Genomic DNA, 14956 nt, shown 5'->3' with positions numbered 1-14956 from the left:
TTCTGAACAGATTGTATGTCAGGGAGTTATTAGGATATATAATTCTGACTACAAAGACGATTAGCATGAAAATATTATTGACAGGAGCAAACGGCTATATTGGTATGCGCCTGCTGCCGGTATTAGTTCGTAATGGACATGATGTAGTATGCCTGGTACGGGACAAGCGGAGAATGAAGGTGGACAAATCCCTTCAGGAGAATATATCTTATTTTGAGGCTGACCTGCTCAAAGAGGAAACGCTTAAAGATATGCCTCAGGACCTTGACGCTGCTTATTATCTGGTACACTCTATCGGTGCCTCTGCCGACTATGAAAAACTGGAAGCCAAAGCTGCCCATAATTTTGTAGATAACATCAAAAAAACCTCTTGCCGGCAGATCATCTATCTTTCCGGTATTGTAAATGATGATAATTTATCCAAACACCTGCGTTCGCGTAAAAATGTGGAAGATATCCTGATGCAGAGCCAGATCCCTACCACTGTGCTGCGTGCAGGGATTATCATCGGCTCAGGAGGCGCTTCTTTTGAGATTATCCGCGACCTGGTAGAGAAGCTGCCTGTCATGATTGCTCCCAAGTGGGTAAGTACCAAAAGTCAACCCATTGCCCTCCGTAACGTCTTACAATACCTTGATGGAGTATTATTGAGAAATGAGGCTTACAATAAAGTTTATGATATTGGTGGTCCTGAAGTGCTTTCTTATAAAGAAATGATGCTACAGTTTGCTGAAGTCAGAAACTTAAAACGTTATATTATCTCTGTACCTGTACTTTCCCCCCGCATTTCTTCTTTGTGGCTTTACTTTGTTACCAGTACCTCCTTTAAGCTGGCTCGTGGTTTAGTAGATAGTATGAAAAACCAAGTTATTATTCAGCACAAGGGTATAGAAGATATCGTCCAGATAGAGCTGCTTTCCTACAGAGAGGCGGTAGAAAGAGCTTTTAACCGCATTGCCCAGAATGAAGTCATCTCCAGCTGGAAAGACTCTTTCAACAGCTCAAAGATAAAAATTAACCTTATGGACCATGTGAAGGTGCCAGAATACGGTGTGTATCGCGATGTGCGTAAGGTCTCTTTTGATAAACCTAAAGAACAGATTATCAAAAACATCTGGAGCATAGGAGGAGATCGGGGCTGGTATTATCTGGGTTTTCTCTGGAAGATCAGAGGCTTTCTGGATCAGATGGTAGGGGGCGTAGGGCTGAGAAGAGGGCGTCGCAGTCCCAGCCAGCTTGTTCCCGGCGACGCCTTGGATTTTTGGCGGGTGCTGGTAGCCGACAAAGAAGAAGGCAGGTTGTTGCTCTACGCTGAAATGAAGCTGCCCGGTGATGCCTGGCTGGAGTTTGATGTCATTGAGGAAGAAGGACAATCCTATCTACTCCAAACTGCTACCTACCGACCTCACGGACTGGCGGGAAGGGCATATTGGTGGGCTGTCTATCCTTTTCATGGTTTTATCTTTCCGGGGATGGCTAAGCGCATTATCAACTTTGAGGAAAAGCAACGAGAGATTGCCCAGAAAGAGCGGGAAGAAGAAAAGAAAAAAGAAGAAGTTTCTGCGTGATGTTAGGGTGTTAGGGTGTTAGGGTGTTAGGGTGTTAGGGTGTTAGGGTGTTAGGGTGTTAGGGTGTTAGGGTGTTAGGGTGCGAACTACTGCTTCTAAAAAGAGTTACGTTATTCAATAAATTCACTCACTTATTTCACAGATAAACAATAAATGCATAACTACTAACTATAACACCCTAATACCTAGAACCATAACACTATCCAAAATTTGAAAGACGTAACGATTATTGGAGGAGGTTTGGCAGGACTGGTCAATGCCATTTTGCTCGCCCATTCCGGTCTGGAAGTGCAGCTTATTGAAAAAAAGCATTATCCTTTTCATAAGGTCTGTGGCGAGTATATTTCTAATGAAGTTCTGCCTTTTCTTGATAAAAATAGCCTCTTTCCTAAGGAGTTGCAGCCCGTTGCTATCCGAAATTTTATGCTCACTTCGGTTTCAGGAAAGAGCAGTATCATGCCTTTAGACCTGGGTGGATTTGGCATCAGCCGTTACGCCCTGGATCATTTTCTTTATCAAAAAGCTGTGGAGGCTGGTGCAGCCTGCTTGGTGGATACTGCCGTGCAGGAAGTCTCTTTTGAAAAGCATCATTTCAACATTTCACTGCCACAGGGAAAACAGGTACAAAGCAGGCTGGTAATCGGTGCCTACGGTAAGCGCTCGCGACTGGACAAGCAATTGAAGCGCAAATTTACTACCCAAAGTTCTCCTTATATCGGTGTCAAATACCATTTACACGCAGATTTTCCTGAAGATATGATTGCGCTGCACAACTTCAGGGGAGGTTACTGTGGCATCAGCCGGGTAGAAGGTGACAAATACAATATGTGCTACCTGGGAAGCCGTCAGGATTTGAGGAAGTATGGCAGCATAGAGGCGATGGAAAAGGCCGTATTGTACGAAAATCCGTATCTCAAAAGGCTTTTTACGGAATCAGAGTTTCTGTTTGACAAACCGGAGGTGATCAATGAAATCTCTTTTGCCCCCAAGCTTCCGGTAGAAAACCATATTTTGATGTCGGGCGATACTGCCGGACTGATCACGCCGCTCTGTGGCAATGGTATGGCGTTAGCTATCCATTCTGCCAAACTGCTTTCCGAACTGATTATTGAACACTACAAAAGCAGTCATTTTGAACGGGAAGTGCTGGAAAAAGCCTACAGCAGCGTCTGGAGCAAACTTTTTGCCCAACGTCTTTGGGTTGGAAGAAATGTGCAGCGCCTCTTCGGCAGCGCATTCATTTCAGAAATTGGTGTGGGAATGATTTCAAATGTAAAGCTGCTGGCCCGTCAGATCATGCGTGCTACGCACGGAACGCCCTTTTGATAATTATTCTAAAATAAGATCACACTTTCCAAACTAACATTAGTCTCAATTCTGTTATTTTAGCATCCCTCTTTGAACATGAAGTATCTTAGGTAGCTAAGATCTTAAACAATTTATGACAGAATACGAACTTTATACCCTTCCTAACGGGATCAGAATAGCACATAAACAAATTACCCATAGTAAAGTAGTTCACTGCGGCTTTGTACTGGATATCGGTAGCCGCGATGAAAAACCTGATCAGCATGGTATTGCGCACTTTTGGGAGCATATGGCTTTCAAAGGCACCAAAAAACGCAAGGCTTTCCATATCCTGAACCGGCTGGACTCAGTGGGTGGTGAGCTTAATGCCTATACAACCAAAGAGAAAATCTGCTTCTACGCTTCTGTGCTGGACCGCCACTTTGATAATGCTTTTGAACTCCTTACTGACATTACTTTTGACTCCGTTTTTCCGGAAAAGCAGATTGAGCGCGAACGTAATGTCATTCTGGAAGAGATGGCGATGTACTACGACTCACCGGAAGATGCCATTCAGGATGATTTTGATGAAGTAGTTTTTGGCAAACACCCGCTGGGCATGAATATTTTAGGCACCAGCGAAAGCATCCGTCGTTTCCACCGAGAGGATTTTAAGAGCTTTGTACAGGAAAATTTGGACACCGACAAACTGGTATTCTCCTGTGTCGGCAATTTGCCTATGAAAAAGGTGATTCGTCTGGCCGAAAAATACCTGAAAGACATACCTGTTCAGCATTCTAGCAGAAGCAGAAAGCCTTTCAAAAAATATGTATCCAAGCAGCTACAGGTTGAACGCACACTTACTCAGGCGCAATGTGCTATTGGCCGTGATGCTTATCCTGTACAGCACGAGGATAGCCTGACCTTTTTTATGCTGACCAATTTACTGGGCGGGCCAAGCATGAATACCCGATTAAATATGGCCTTGCGTGAGAAGCACGGGCTGGTCTATGCGGTAGATGCCGAATATCAGTCGTATACCGATACCGGAATGTTTTCCATCTACTTTGGCACCGAGCCCCGGCAACTGGAAAAAGCCACTGCTTATGTGATGAAAGAGTTAAAAAAGCTACGGGAGGTTCCGCTGGGAAGCATGCAATTGCACCGTACCAAAGAACAGCTGATGGGGCAACTTGCCATGAGCAGTGAAAACAACCAAAGTCTGATGCTAGCCATGGCCCGTAGCATTCTGGATGAGTATGAAATGGAAACCCTGGAAACCCTCTATGAAAAGATAGGGGCTACAGACGCTAAAAAAATACAGGCAGTGGCCCAGGAAATGTTGCAGGAAAAGGACCTTTCTGTGCTGAGCTTTGTGCCTAAGAAAGTATAGTAGATAGTAAAGATTTTAAGCTCCAATTATTGCCTAAAACTGTACATAATATCCCAGCGTGATCATAACGGAGTTCATGAGCAGAGGATTAGGTACGGGAGTGATGTTCTTATCCAATACAGAGGTAAAGCCCAGACTATAGCGCCCTCCTAGCTGAAACATGCCTACGGCTGTCACAATTTCAAAGCCACCCCCTCCGGATATCCCAACATTAAAACGGTTATCTCTTCCTTCCTGATACCGATATCTTATTTGCTCATCGGTGATACTGGCTTCTCTTTCGGTGCTATGAGAAAGCAGATAGCTAAGAAAAACACCCGCTTCCAGATAAATACGGACATTTCTCTGCCCGACATAACCATGTGCCATGATGGGAACATCAATGTAATTGAGGTATTGGCGAAAGAACAGGCTATCTGTATAATCGCCTAATTCCTGATCAAGGAATTCCTGCTCCCATCCCTTTTCTGTATAGTTGATTCCAACCTGTAGGCTAAAATTGGGTTGGGCATAATATTGTACAGACAAACCACCACTATAGCCAATTACAGGGTTTAATCTCGGACGAGGGTTATCAGGAGTGGTTGTAAGGCTTTCATTAGGAACTAAAAGAAAAGAGATTCCTCCGCCATGCCGGGTACCAATACTCAGCCTAGACCATTTTTTTGGTTTTACCTCTAATGAGTCCTGAGCTTGAGCCTGTAGACCTAAGCATAATAACAGACTAAAAAAGACGAGTTTATATTTGTATGTTACCATAAATAGTTCCTGCACTGTGATCATAAGAGGCCCCGGTTACCGAGCTTAAGCAATTCACTTCGTTACGTAAGCGTAAGACTCCCAAGAAAGCAAAAATCAGTGCTTCTTTAAAAGAAATAATCAGTTCATTAGGTAAAACGACAGTAAACCTCCCTTTGCTATACTCTCTGATACATTCAATCAGATAATCATTGAAGGCTCCTCCTCCGGTAGCCATCAGGCTTGCTTCTTGATCAGAAGAAATGTTTTGTTTTTCCTGTTGCTTATCCATCAAGAGATGTACATTGGCAGCAATCTGCTGCGCTACATGATGGGTAAGCGTGGCCAGCATATCTTCCGTAGCAATATCTTCCTTCTCCATCGGACTGATGACATTTTCCAGCACCCACTCATAGCCCAGAGATTTAGGATAAGGAGCCTTGTAATATGCCAGATCATTCAATCTGTTGACGATAGCCTCATTGACTTTACCTGCACGGGCTAGTTCTCCACCTTTATCATACGCCTGCCCCAGCTTCTGGGCAAAATAATTAAGCACCATATTAGCTGGGCTGATGTCATAGGCCAGGCGTTTTTCGTTTACTTCAGCAGAGACATTGGCAATACCTCCGATGTTTAGACAAAACGCATGATGAGGAAACAACAGGCGGTCGCCAATGGGAACCAGGGGCGCACCTTGCCCTCCCAGTGCCAGGTCCATATCTCTGAAATTACTGATCACCGGCTTGCCACTCTGCGCATGCATGGCATAGCTACTCCCAATCTGTAGGGTAAAACCTTTCTCTGGCTGGTGAAACACTGTGTGTCCGTGTGAGGCAATAAACTCAGGGTCTACTTCATGCTTTTTCATAAAACGCTTAACTGCATCCCCCATCCACACACCCAACTCCTGATGCGTTTGTGTAAGCGCTTCTCCACTTACCTGGGTGATGTTTTCCAGCCGTTTCTTCCAGGCTTCTTCATATTCAAAGGTGTTGGCGGCAATTACCTCAAACTGCCATACGCCATCAATACATCCAAAATGACAGTAAGCAATGTCCAGCCCATCCAGCGAGGTACCTGACATTAGCCCTATTACTTTATATTTTCTTGCTTTCAATACATCTGTTTTTTTACACAAGCTGCACTTATCATTTCCAGCCTGTATTTTGATATTTGGCTACTCAACTAGGTAGCTACCTATAAATTTGTTTGCTTGGGATAAGGGACAAAAGGTTTAAGCTACAAAGCACTTATAGTTCTAGCAAATTTTCTTCCACTCCCTGAGTCTGAAAAGTTTTTATGGTACCTGCATCATCATAAATAATCAATGCCTCCAGAGAAGGATCAGCTTCCAGCACTTTTTTGCTTTCTTCCAGCCCCAGCACCATAAAAGCGGTGGCATAGGCATCTGCAGTAATACAATGATCCGCAATCACCGATACACTAAGCACCGAATGATCTACCTGATAGCCTGTTTTGGGATCAATAGTATGAGAATATTTTTTACCACCGCGTACATAAAAATTACGATAGTCGCCCGAGGTAGCGATCGCCTGATTTTCAATCGCAAGTGCATGTGTCATATTACCGCTCTGGATAGGATCATCTATACCGATACGCCAGGTCTCTCCCCGGCTATTTACTCCTTTACACACAATTTCACCCCCGATATCTACCATCATATTCTCAATACCTTTGCTGCTGAGATAGTTAGCAATAATATCTACTCCATAACCTTTGGCTACCGCACTGAAATTAAGTTGTACCTCAGGCTGGGTTTTGGTGACGTACTCCTCGGTAAACTGAATTTTCTCAAAGCCTACCAGGTTCAAAAGGGAGTCTACCGCCGAGCTATCAGGCAGGTCACCGCTCTCCGGGCCAAACCCCCAGGCATTAACCAGGGGCGCTACCGTAGGGTCAAAAGCTCCATTCGTTGCTTCTACAATTTCCTGGCTTTTTTGGAGTACCGGGTAAAAGTAAGGAAGTTCAAAATAAAGCGTGTCCACTCCGGGAGTATCCACGTCTGAAGTATCGCCGTGGTTAAAGCGGGAAATTTCTGAGTCGGGTAAATAATGATTCAGCGAGGAATTAAATACTTCCAGCAATGAATCAACGCCACTTTTGAAGCTTCTTTCCTCATCATCCAGATACTTGATATTGTATACTGTACCCATGGTTTGCCCACTAAAGGATACCTGGGGGCGTGTTGCTTCTTTATCATCATTGGCCTGCCGAAAAAGCCAGACGATGCCCACCAGCCCCAATAGTACAATGGAATAAATTATATTTTTTTTCTGATAAGAATTCATGTCAAAGAATGAGTTATTCTGCTCATCAAAACGTTATTCAGTAGCATAAGAGTTTTTAAACGCCGCAAAATTAGATTTAATTTGTGGATTCCCCATATATGATTGGAAAAAGCCTAAGACTTTGCTGATTTGGTTTTGGCGTAATTCATTAAATTGGTTTATTCTGACAGAAGCTGCTTGAATAAGCCATGATTAATTATTGTAGAATAATATCACGCTACAGAAGATGAGAGAAGACTATTTAAAAGGTGATGCCGATCATCTGAGTCCTGGCGAACGCGATCTGGAGAAGGCACTGCGACCGCTGAGCTTTGAAGACTTTACCGGCCAACATAAGATTATTGAGAACCTCAAAGTTTTTGTGCTGGCTGCAAAAAAACGAGGAGATCAGCTAGACCATGTGCTTTTGCATGGGCCTCCCGGGCTGGGAAAAACGACGCTTTCCCATATCATTGCTCAGGAGCTTGGCTCCCAGATTAAAATTACCTCCGGTCCCGTACTGGATAAACCCAGCGACCTGGCAGGTCTGCTGACCAACCTGGAGGAAGGCAATGTACTCTTCATTGATGAAATTCATCGCCTCAACCCTATCGTAGAGGAATATCTCTATTCGGCGATGGAAGACTTTAAAATTGACATCATGCTGGATTCGGGCCCCAATGCCCGAACCGTGCAAATCAGCCTGAGCCCTTTTACTCTTGTGGGCGCTACTACCCGTTCGGGGCTGCTTACTTCTCCTTTAAGAGCACGGTTTGGTATCAATGCCCGCCTGGAGTACTACGACGCCGAACTTTTGCTCAGCATTGTAAAGCGCTCAGCCGGTATTCTGAATACCCCTATACATGAGGAGGCGGCTTTTGAAATCGCTCGTAGAAGCAGAGGCACGCCCCGTATAGCTAATACACTACTACGCCGTACGCGGGACTTTGCCGAAATTAAGGGAGAAGGAATTATTACTAAGTCGATTGCAGAAATGGCTCTCTCTGCTCTGGATGTTGACCAAAACGGGCTGGATGATATGGACAATCGCATATTATCTACCATCATTGAGAAATTTAAGGGAGGACCGGTAGGAATCAGTACCATTGCCACTGCCTGCGGTGAAGAAGCGGAAACCATAGAGGAAGTATATGAACCATTTCTGATCAAAGAAGGCTATATCAAACGCACATCCAGGGGAAGGGAAGCTACTGAACTGGCTTATAAGCACCTCAGGCTGATTCCTCCTGGCAGAACAAAGACTTTATTTGACTGATGGGCCAATAAAAAAGCCAGCTTAACTCAACAAGCTGGCTCTCTTTAATTTCTAATAACTTACTTTTTAGTAAGACGCAGTGTCGTCAAAATTAGTGGCTGCGATAAATACCTCTAAAATGTTAGCCACAGAATTTCTAATATCTATTTGCTGCTTCCTCAAACTATCACCTGGCTCAACAGCATCAGGTACATATCCTACCCAAAGTGCTTTACCATTATCCGGGTCAATTACACTCACTACTAAACTTCCGTCTTCTAATTGTGCGAGAATATTATCCTGACCTACATTTTGATCCACCGTATAAGGATCTTTATAATATCCATACTTATCATTGTACTTCTGATCAAAGATCATGTAGTTAATTAATAATTCAGGATTTTCAGTATTTAATTCGTATCCGTAGGTATCAAATTCGTGTACAATAGCATTCTGTACCATGCTGGTATGCAAGGTGCTGAAGGTATACCATTGTTCATCTTCCAGGTTCATAAAGTTGTTACCAAAGTTGTAAGATTCTTTACCATCCAACTCAGCAGCTTCATTTTCTTTGGATATTACCTCATCATTTTGCTGAGCAAAAGCAGTGGCTGAGATAAAGATGCATGCTAAAAATATTGATAATCGTTTCATTGTTATTTTTTTTAGTTAAAAAAATTTGGTTAATACACAATATAATAACATGCAATATCATCAAGTGTTTATCGTTTAGTGCATTTTTACTCAAAAATGACCATATTTTTTCCTTATATTCGTTATGAAAGTATATTTTTTACCTATTTATTATCTGCAAAATTTAAGTATTTACTGATCAATAGCCTTCTGAAGATCATCAAAGTAGCGTATATCCATTTCGTCTAAGCGTAGTTCCGGATACTTTTCATTAATTTTGGCTTTGCCCAATTCCACACTTTTTTTAAACACCTCATCATCAGGAAGCAGTTTTCTGTGGGTCTTCATGCCTTCTGCCAGCAATCCTTCTTTCCAATCTTTATAGTACCACTCCATAGAGGGCTGATGGAAAACTCTCATTCTTCTTTTGTCAAAGATTACTTTTTTAACTTTGTGCTCTTTTACCAAGTCAGAGGCTTTAGCAAATACCTGTTTGAATTCTTCAATTGGAATATAAGTGTCCGTAGCTTTGATGATGAGTACAGGTTTGTTTTCTACCAGGTATAGGTCGCAGTGTTTAAACTCTTGTTGTAGATCAAGTCGGTCTTGTGTTTCCATACGGGCTTATGTCTAAAAAATACTTATGTGTTTGATAATATAAATTACTCTAAATTACACCTAGCTCCCAATTTTCAAAGAAATTATCCGATACACCCTACTTTATTACCCTGAATCGTCGTTTTTCTTTCGTGGAACTATCTATTTGGGAATTACATTGCTCCGCTAAACAAGAATTGCATGTCATCTCAGTTAGCTGAAAAAAGAGCAGAAATCGTAAAAGCAAAAGCAAAAACATTAGGCTTTGATTTCTGTGGAATTGCCAAAGCTGAGTTTCTGGAAGAAGAGGCTCCTCGCCTGGAAGCATGGCTAAAGCAAGGTATGCATGGACAAATGCAGTATATGGAAAACCACTTTGACAAAAGGCTGGACCCTACCCAACTGGTAGAGGGAGCCCGCTCAGTGGTCACCTTGCTATACAATTACTACCCGGAGCAGGACCTGAGTCAAAGCGATAATTATAAAATTTCTAAGTACGCTTATGGCAAAGATTATCATTTTGTGATCAAAGACAAATTGAAGTCGCTTGTACAACTACTACAGGAAGAGATTGGAGAAATCAACGGACGAGTGTTTGTAGACTCCGCACCGGTAATGGAAAGAGCCTGGGCTAAGCGAAGTGGTGTAGGCTGGGTAGGTAAAAACAGTTTGCTGCTGACCAAACAAAGAGGAAGCTTCTTTTTCCTGGCTGAACTGATCACCGACCTGGACCTGGCACCTGATGGCCCCATTAAAGATTATTGTGGTACCTGTACCCGCTGTATAGATGCCTGCCCTACGGATGCTATTGCTACCCCCTATGTGGTAGATGGAAGCAAGTGTATTTCTTACTATACCATTGAGCTTAAGGAAGAAATCCCTCAGGAAGCCCAAGGTAAATTTGACAACTGGATATTTGGCTGCGACATTTGTCAGGATGTATGCCCCTGGAACCGGCACGCAAGACCTCATCAGGAGCCAGACTTCTTACCGCATCCTGAACTTGAAAACATGAGTAAAAGGGATTGGGAAGAGCTAACTGAAGATGTATTTCGCAAAATCTTCAGGAAGTCGGCAGTGAAAAGAACGAAATTCAAAGGTTTACAGAGAAATATCCGTTTTGTAGCAGACAAAAAAAAGCCGCAGTAAATGCGGCTCTGAATATTTAAAATGCATAAAAGCTATTATCCGGCATATCCTACCGTAAAGCACTCATTCAGCACAGAGGCATACATACGACCGAAGCGCTGATAGCACCACTCCTTAAGGCTACCTACCTCGTGAGGGAGTAAAATTCCTATTGCTTTTTTGAGTTCTTTTTTGAACAAGGCCTGGTCAAAGCTTACTTTAGCAAGTATGAGCTTTACATAATCCAGTTGGGCATGTATTCTCTTGGGATTTACCTGCTTGTTTTTAATTTGCATATCCGATTCAGTTTGGGTTAAAAAATAAAATAAGTTTAAAAAACCATTTCACTTATAAAATTTTCGGCAAGTTGTGTATACGTATTATTCTATAAAAAGTGTTATAAATATATATACCAGCTTCTTAATTTGCAAGTTGATTATGTAACGGATTTGTGGTCCAAATTATTTCAACGCATGGAATATAAATATGTGCTAATATTAGTTGTAGCTACACTTTTTGCGGCTTTACAGGCTGAGGCTCAGGAGGTTTCCGTAGCATTAGGCCCTAATGAAATTGGAGTCAATGAACAGTTTACCATTACTGTAAAAATACAAGACGATCGCCTGCGTCGCTATGACGATTTTCCGGAAATACCCGGCTTTGAAAAAGCAGGTATCTCTACTTCCTCCTCTACCAATATCGTCAACGGACAGGTATCATCTTCTCAAAGTGTTACCCAAACTTATCTTCCTACCCGTGAAGGTACGTTCAAACTCTCTCCCTTCCGGATGAATGTCAATGATACCCAGGTAAGCTCTTCAGGGACCAGCATTACTGTGGGTCCAGCCAGCCAAAATAGCAGAGGCAATAACCCTTTTGACTTCAATGATCCTTTTGATAACTTTTTTGAAAGAGATAATAAGTCTCAGGAATTTGTGGATGTAAAGGATGATGCTTTCCTCGCGCTTTCTACCGATAAGGATACCGTCTACCTGGGTGAAGGGTTTACGACAACCCTGGCCTTTTATGTCTCTGAAAAAAACCAGGCCCCTCTACAGTTCTATGACCTGGGGAAACAGCTCACCGACATTCTTAAAAAGATCAGGCCTTCTAATGCCTGGGAGGAAAATTTTAATATAGAAAACATCAATGGTAAGCCGGTCTCAATCGGGGGAGAAAATTATACGCAGTACAAAATTTATCAGGCTACTTTCTACCCGCTCAACAGAGATGCTATTACTTTTCCCGAGGTGGGCTTGCAAATGATTAAGTACAGAGTAGCTAAAAATCCTTCTTTTTTTGGCAGACGCCGTCAGGAAGATTTCAAAACTTTTTATAGTCAACCCAAAAAGGTTTTTGTCAAAGCGCTACCCTCTCACCCGCTCATGGAAAGTGTGGCCGTAGGGGATTATCGCTTGGAGGAAGAGATCAGTGATCGTGAGCTCACTACCGGAAACAGCTTCAACTACACCTTCAAAATTGTAGGAGAAGGTAATATTTCAGCTATTGAAAAGCCTGATATCCGTAATGGCGATAATTTTGATGTGTACGCGCCCAGCATTGAGCAAAACATCAGTCGCAGGAACAATCGGGTAGCAGGCTCCAAAGCTTTTTCTTACTATGCCGTGCCCAATGAGCCGGGAGAATATCAGCTAGGCAATTATTTCAACTGGGTATTTTTCAATACGTCTACTGAACGCTACGATACACTCCGCTCCGAAATAGCCATAAAGGTAAGCGGAAAAAGCCGTAAGAACGACTATATCAGCTCTCAGGATGTGGGTACCTTCTACGATGCTGCTTCGCGGGCCGATAACCGGCTGAGAAGCCTTGACAATGATGGTTGGCTACAGCTCCTGGCCAATATGCTCATATTAGGCATGCTCGTACTCACCGTGGTGATAGTCTTTAAAAAATAGCTTTGGGCTTTAGAAGCTTAGCTGCTACATTTGCCATATTATTTCATATCTATTCTACTTAGCAGACGCGGCATGGGAAATTCGTTCGGTAATTTATTTAAGATCACAACTTTTGGTGAGTCACACGGTAAGTCCATCGGGGTTATCATAGATGGCTGCCCTGCTGGCATGCCATTAGACGAAGCTTTGATCCAGAAAGATATGGACCGCCGCAAGCCCGGTCAATCTAAAATTACTACTCAACGTAAGGAGAGCGATACTTTTCATATTCAGTCGGGGGTGTTTGATGGTAAAACTACCGGTACTCCGCTCATGATTCTTATCCCCAACGAAGATCAGCGAAGTAAAGATTACACCCATATCGCCGACAAATTTCGTCCCTCACATGCCGACTACACTTACCAGAATAAATATGGCATCCGTGATTATCGTGGTGGCGGCAGAAGTTCTGCCCGTGAAACTGCTGCCCGTGTGGCCGCAGGAGCTGTAGCCAAGCAATTTTTGCAACATAAAGGTATTGAAGTAAGCGCTTACGTATCTCAGGTAGGCACGCTCCGCCTGGAAAAAAGCTACCATGAGTTGGATCTGAGCCGTAGTGAAGAAAATATTGTCCGCTGCCCTGACCCGGCCACGGCTGAGCAGATGATTGAACTGATAGACACTACCCGTAAAAACCGCGATACGATCGGAGGTATTGTCAGTTGTGTGATTACCGGGGTACCCGTAGGCTTAGGCGAACCTGTCTTTGATAAGCTGCATGCCGAACTGGGTAAAGCAATGCTAGGCATCAATGCGGTTAAAGGGTTTGAATATGGCAGTGGCTTTGAGGGCGTAGCGCTGAATGGCTCTCAGCATAATGATGCATATTACAAAGAAGGAGAAAAAGTACGTACCCGTACCAATCACTCCGGCGGTATTCAGGGGGGTATTTCCAATGGAGAAGATATTTACTTCCGGGTAGCCTTTAAGCCGGTAGCTACCCTGATGCAGGATCAGGAAAGCCTGAATGAGGCGGGAGAAACAGTGACCGTCTCCGGCAAAGGTCGTCATGATCCCTGCGTAGTACCTCGCGCAGTGCCTATCGTAGAAGCTATGGCCGCATTGGTGATCGCAGACTATTACCTTCTTAACCAAACTACCAGGTTTTAATTTTTTCTCAAAAAGAGCTTATTAAAGCCCTGATTCATACTTCGCTGAAGTAACCTTTATATAATATCATACCTCTGTGTACATAGCATTTTCATGCAAGTGATTAAGTACAATTTTTTAAAAAATTACTGCTATTTTTTTGAATATTTTTTCAACTTTCCTCTTACCTGAATTCTTTGTTTTTGAATTTTATTCAGCCCAACTCTTCAAAAATACTATCCTCAAATAGTTGAACAGAAAATGTTAGGATACATAGCTGGACTGTTTCAGATAATTTTGGAGGGAAATTTTTAAATAATTTTAAAATCCTTTCTCAATATTACCAATGGCTGCTGGAAAAAGGCTGCAAATTTCATGTGCATATCATTCAAATACTCACTCACGTAAACAAGAGTGGTAAAATTGGCAACAGTGCACTGATTTTGAGCATTTGATTACAATCAATCCACCCAATTGCTTGAATTTCTGTAAGCACCTCTTAGTTCCTTCTCAGAAGTAATATCACTAATAGCAATAAAATTATTACTATTCAAATAACACACTTTACATAGTTATTAATTTACTTATAAGTGTATCAAAGTGTTTATTTTTATGATTTAGCCTCTTTTTTTTCTGTGCTGATGTAAGCATAAACACTTCAAATGTGAGAAGATAAATACATATAAACAGTAGTTATAAAAAACTACTGCCACTAGTACAATACTACCTCAAAGGCAGTCATTTTTGAGTCAAATTAGTGCGGTATAAGCTCCGAATCTGACAACCCATTGCTTCCACTTCACCTCTATCCTACCTTTGAAATGTTGTCTTCGGAAGCTTTTCGGAGACTAAAACATCAAGTAGAAATTTATCAAAAATTATAATCCCACAAAGTCATGAAAAAGTATATCAACAAATTCAGCCTCCTCACTTTAGCACTACTTACCTCTTTCGCTTTCTCTGTAAGTAGCTGTAGCGAAGATCTTATCAATCCTGATCATAGTGCCATGCCTCCCAAA

Annotated in this window: 13 protein-coding genes; 7 read left to right on the top strand and 6 right to left on the bottom strand. The window is 42.5% G+C overall.

What is annotated here, in order from left to right:
- The first annotated feature begins 65 nt into the window (after positions 1–65).
- The 3 genes from WJR50_RS02485 to WJR50_RS02475 all read left to right on the top strand — a co-directional run bounded on the left by WJR50_RS02485 (position 66) and on the right by WJR50_RS02475 (position 4248).
- The gene (locus tag WJR50_RS02485) at positions 66–1568 is read left to right on the top strand and encodes an SDR family oxidoreductase (protein ID WP_341291633.1); all 1503 of its coding nucleotides are present in this window, start codon (positions 66–68) and stop codon (positions 1566–1568) included.
- A gap of 210 nt (positions 1569–1778) precedes the next feature.
- Positions 1779–2894, top strand: coding sequence for an NAD(P)/FAD-dependent oxidoreductase (locus WJR50_RS02480; protein ID WP_341291632.1), 1116 nt, complete (start codon positions 1779–1781; stop codon positions 2892–2894).
- A gap of 115 nt (positions 2895–3009) precedes the next feature.
- Positions 3010–4248: a M16 family metallopeptidase gene (locus WJR50_RS02475; protein WP_341291631.1), complete on the top strand. Its 1239-nt coding sequence runs from the start codon at positions 3010–3012 to the stop codon at positions 4246–4248.
- Positions 4249–4281: 33 nt separating this feature from the next.
- Here the strand turns inward: WJR50_RS02475 and WJR50_RS02470 are convergent, their stop codons facing one another.
- The 3 genes from WJR50_RS02470 to WJR50_RS02460 form a co-directional block, all read right to left on the bottom strand.
- Positions 4282–5031: a porin family protein gene (locus WJR50_RS02470; protein ID WP_341291630.1), complete on the bottom strand. Its 750-nt coding sequence runs from the start codon at positions 5029–5031 to the stop codon at positions 4282–4284.
- Positions 4988–6106, bottom strand: a complete 1119-nt coding sequence (locus tag WJR50_RS02465; protein WP_341291629.1) for an anhydro-N-acetylmuramic acid kinase — start codon at positions 6104–6106, stop codon at positions 4988–4990. Before WJR50_RS02465 ends, WJR50_RS02470 begins: the two co-directional genes overlap by 44 nt.
- 133 nt (positions 6107–6239) lie before the next feature.
- Entirely contained in the window at positions 6240–7298 is a 1059-nt protein-coding gene (locus WJR50_RS02460; protein WP_341291628.1) for an FAD:protein FMN transferase, read from the bottom strand.
- Between the two features lie 226 nt (positions 7299–7524).
- Between WJR50_RS02460 and ruvB the strand changes: the two genes are divergently transcribed.
- The gene (gene ruvB / locus WJR50_RS02455) at positions 7525–8553 is read left to right on the top strand and encodes a Holliday junction branch migration DNA helicase RuvB (RefSeq protein WP_341291627.1); all 1029 of its coding nucleotides are present in this window, start codon (positions 7525–7527) and stop codon (positions 8551–8553) included.
- Positions 8554–8619: 66 nt separating this feature from the next.
- Here the strand turns inward: ruvB and WJR50_RS02450 are convergent, their stop codons facing one another.
- Positions 8620–9186 (bottom strand): DUF4136 domain-containing protein, encoded by a 567-nt coding sequence (locus tag WJR50_RS02450; RefSeq protein ID WP_341291626.1) that lies wholly within the window; start codon positions 9184–9186, stop codon positions 8620–8622.
- A gap of 171 nt (positions 9187–9357) precedes the next feature.
- Positions 9358–9783, bottom strand: a complete 426-nt coding sequence (locus WJR50_RS02445) for a hypothetical protein (protein ID WP_341291625.1) — start codon at positions 9781–9783, stop codon at positions 9358–9360.
- Between the two features lie 180 nt (positions 9784–9963).
- Here WJR50_RS02445 and queG point away from each other — a divergent pair, with 180 nt between their 5' ends.
- The gene (queG, locus tag WJR50_RS02440) at positions 9964–10911 is read left to right on the top strand and encodes a tRNA epoxyqueuosine(34) reductase QueG (RefSeq protein WP_341291624.1); all 948 of its coding nucleotides are present in this window, start codon (positions 9964–9966) and stop codon (positions 10909–10911) included.
- A gap of 35 nt (positions 10912–10946) precedes the next feature.
- On the opposite strand, the gene WJR50_RS02435 is transcribed toward queG, so the two are convergent.
- Positions 10947–11186: a hypothetical protein gene (locus tag WJR50_RS02435; protein ID WP_341291623.1), complete on the bottom strand. Its 240-nt coding sequence runs from the start codon at positions 11184–11186 to the stop codon at positions 10947–10949.
- Positions 11187–11363: 177 nt separating this feature from the next.
- Between WJR50_RS02435 and WJR50_RS02430 the strand changes: the two genes are divergently transcribed.
- Both WJR50_RS02430 and aroC read left to right on the top strand, forming a co-directional pair.
- Positions 11364–12809: a BatD family protein gene (locus WJR50_RS02430; protein ID WP_341291622.1), complete on the top strand. Its 1446-nt coding sequence runs from the start codon at positions 11364–11366 to the stop codon at positions 12807–12809.
- A gap of 72 nt (positions 12810–12881) precedes the next feature.
- Positions 12882–13958, top strand: coding sequence for a chorismate synthase (aroC, locus tag WJR50_RS02425; RefSeq protein WP_341291621.1), 1077 nt, complete (start codon positions 12882–12884; stop codon positions 13956–13958).
- Positions 13959–14956 lie beyond the last annotated feature (998 nt).

Source organism: Catalinimonas locisalis, from assembly GCF_038039535.1.
Lineage (GTDB): Bacteria > Bacteroidota > Bacteroidia > Cytophagales > Cyclobacteriaceae > Catalinimonas.
The sequence above is the reverse complement of the archived record's forward strand: the minus strand, read 5'-3'. Positions and strand labels throughout refer to the sequence as shown.

Bases quoted from the DNA above. Each gene is read 5' to 3' on its own strand.
- WJR50_RS02485 (WP_341291633.1), top strand. From the start codon at position 66: ATGAAAATATTATTGACAGGAGCAAACGGCTATATTGGTATGCGCCTG.
- WJR50_RS02475 (WP_341291631.1), top strand. From the start codon at position 3,010: ATGACAGAATACGAACTTTATACCCTTCCTAACGGGATCAGAATAGCA.
- WJR50_RS02470 (WP_341291630.1), bottom strand. From the start codon at position 5,031: ATGATCACAGTGCAGGAACTATTTATGGTAACATACAAATATAAACTC.
- WJR50_RS02460 (WP_341291628.1), bottom strand. From the start codon at position 7,298: ATGAATTCTTATCAGAAAAAAAATATAATTTATTCCATTGTACTATTG.
- ruvB (WP_341291627.1), top strand. From the start codon at position 7,525: ATGAGAGAAGACTATTTAAAAGGTGATGCCGATCATCTGAGTCCTGGC.
- WJR50_RS02450 (WP_341291626.1), bottom strand. From the start codon at position 9,186: ATGAAACGATTATCAATATTTTTAGCATGCATCTTTATCTCAGCCACT.
- WJR50_RS02445 (WP_341291625.1), bottom strand. From the start codon at position 9,783: ATGGAAACACAAGACCGACTTGATCTACAACAAGAGTTTAAACACTGC.
- queG (WP_341291624.1), top strand. From the start codon at position 9,964: ATGTCATCTCAGTTAGCTGAAAAAAGAGCAGAAATCGTAAAAGCAAAA.
- WJR50_RS02435 (WP_341291623.1), bottom strand. From the start codon at position 11,186: ATGCAAATTAAAAACAAGCAGGTAAATCCCAAGAGAATACATGCCCAA.
- WJR50_RS02430 (WP_341291622.1), top strand. From the start codon at position 11,364: ATGGAATATAAATATGTGCTAATATTAGTTGTAGCTACACTTTTTGCG.
- aroC (WP_341291621.1), top strand. From the start codon at position 12,882: ATGGGAAATTCGTTCGGTAATTTATTTAAGATCACAACTTTTGGTGAG.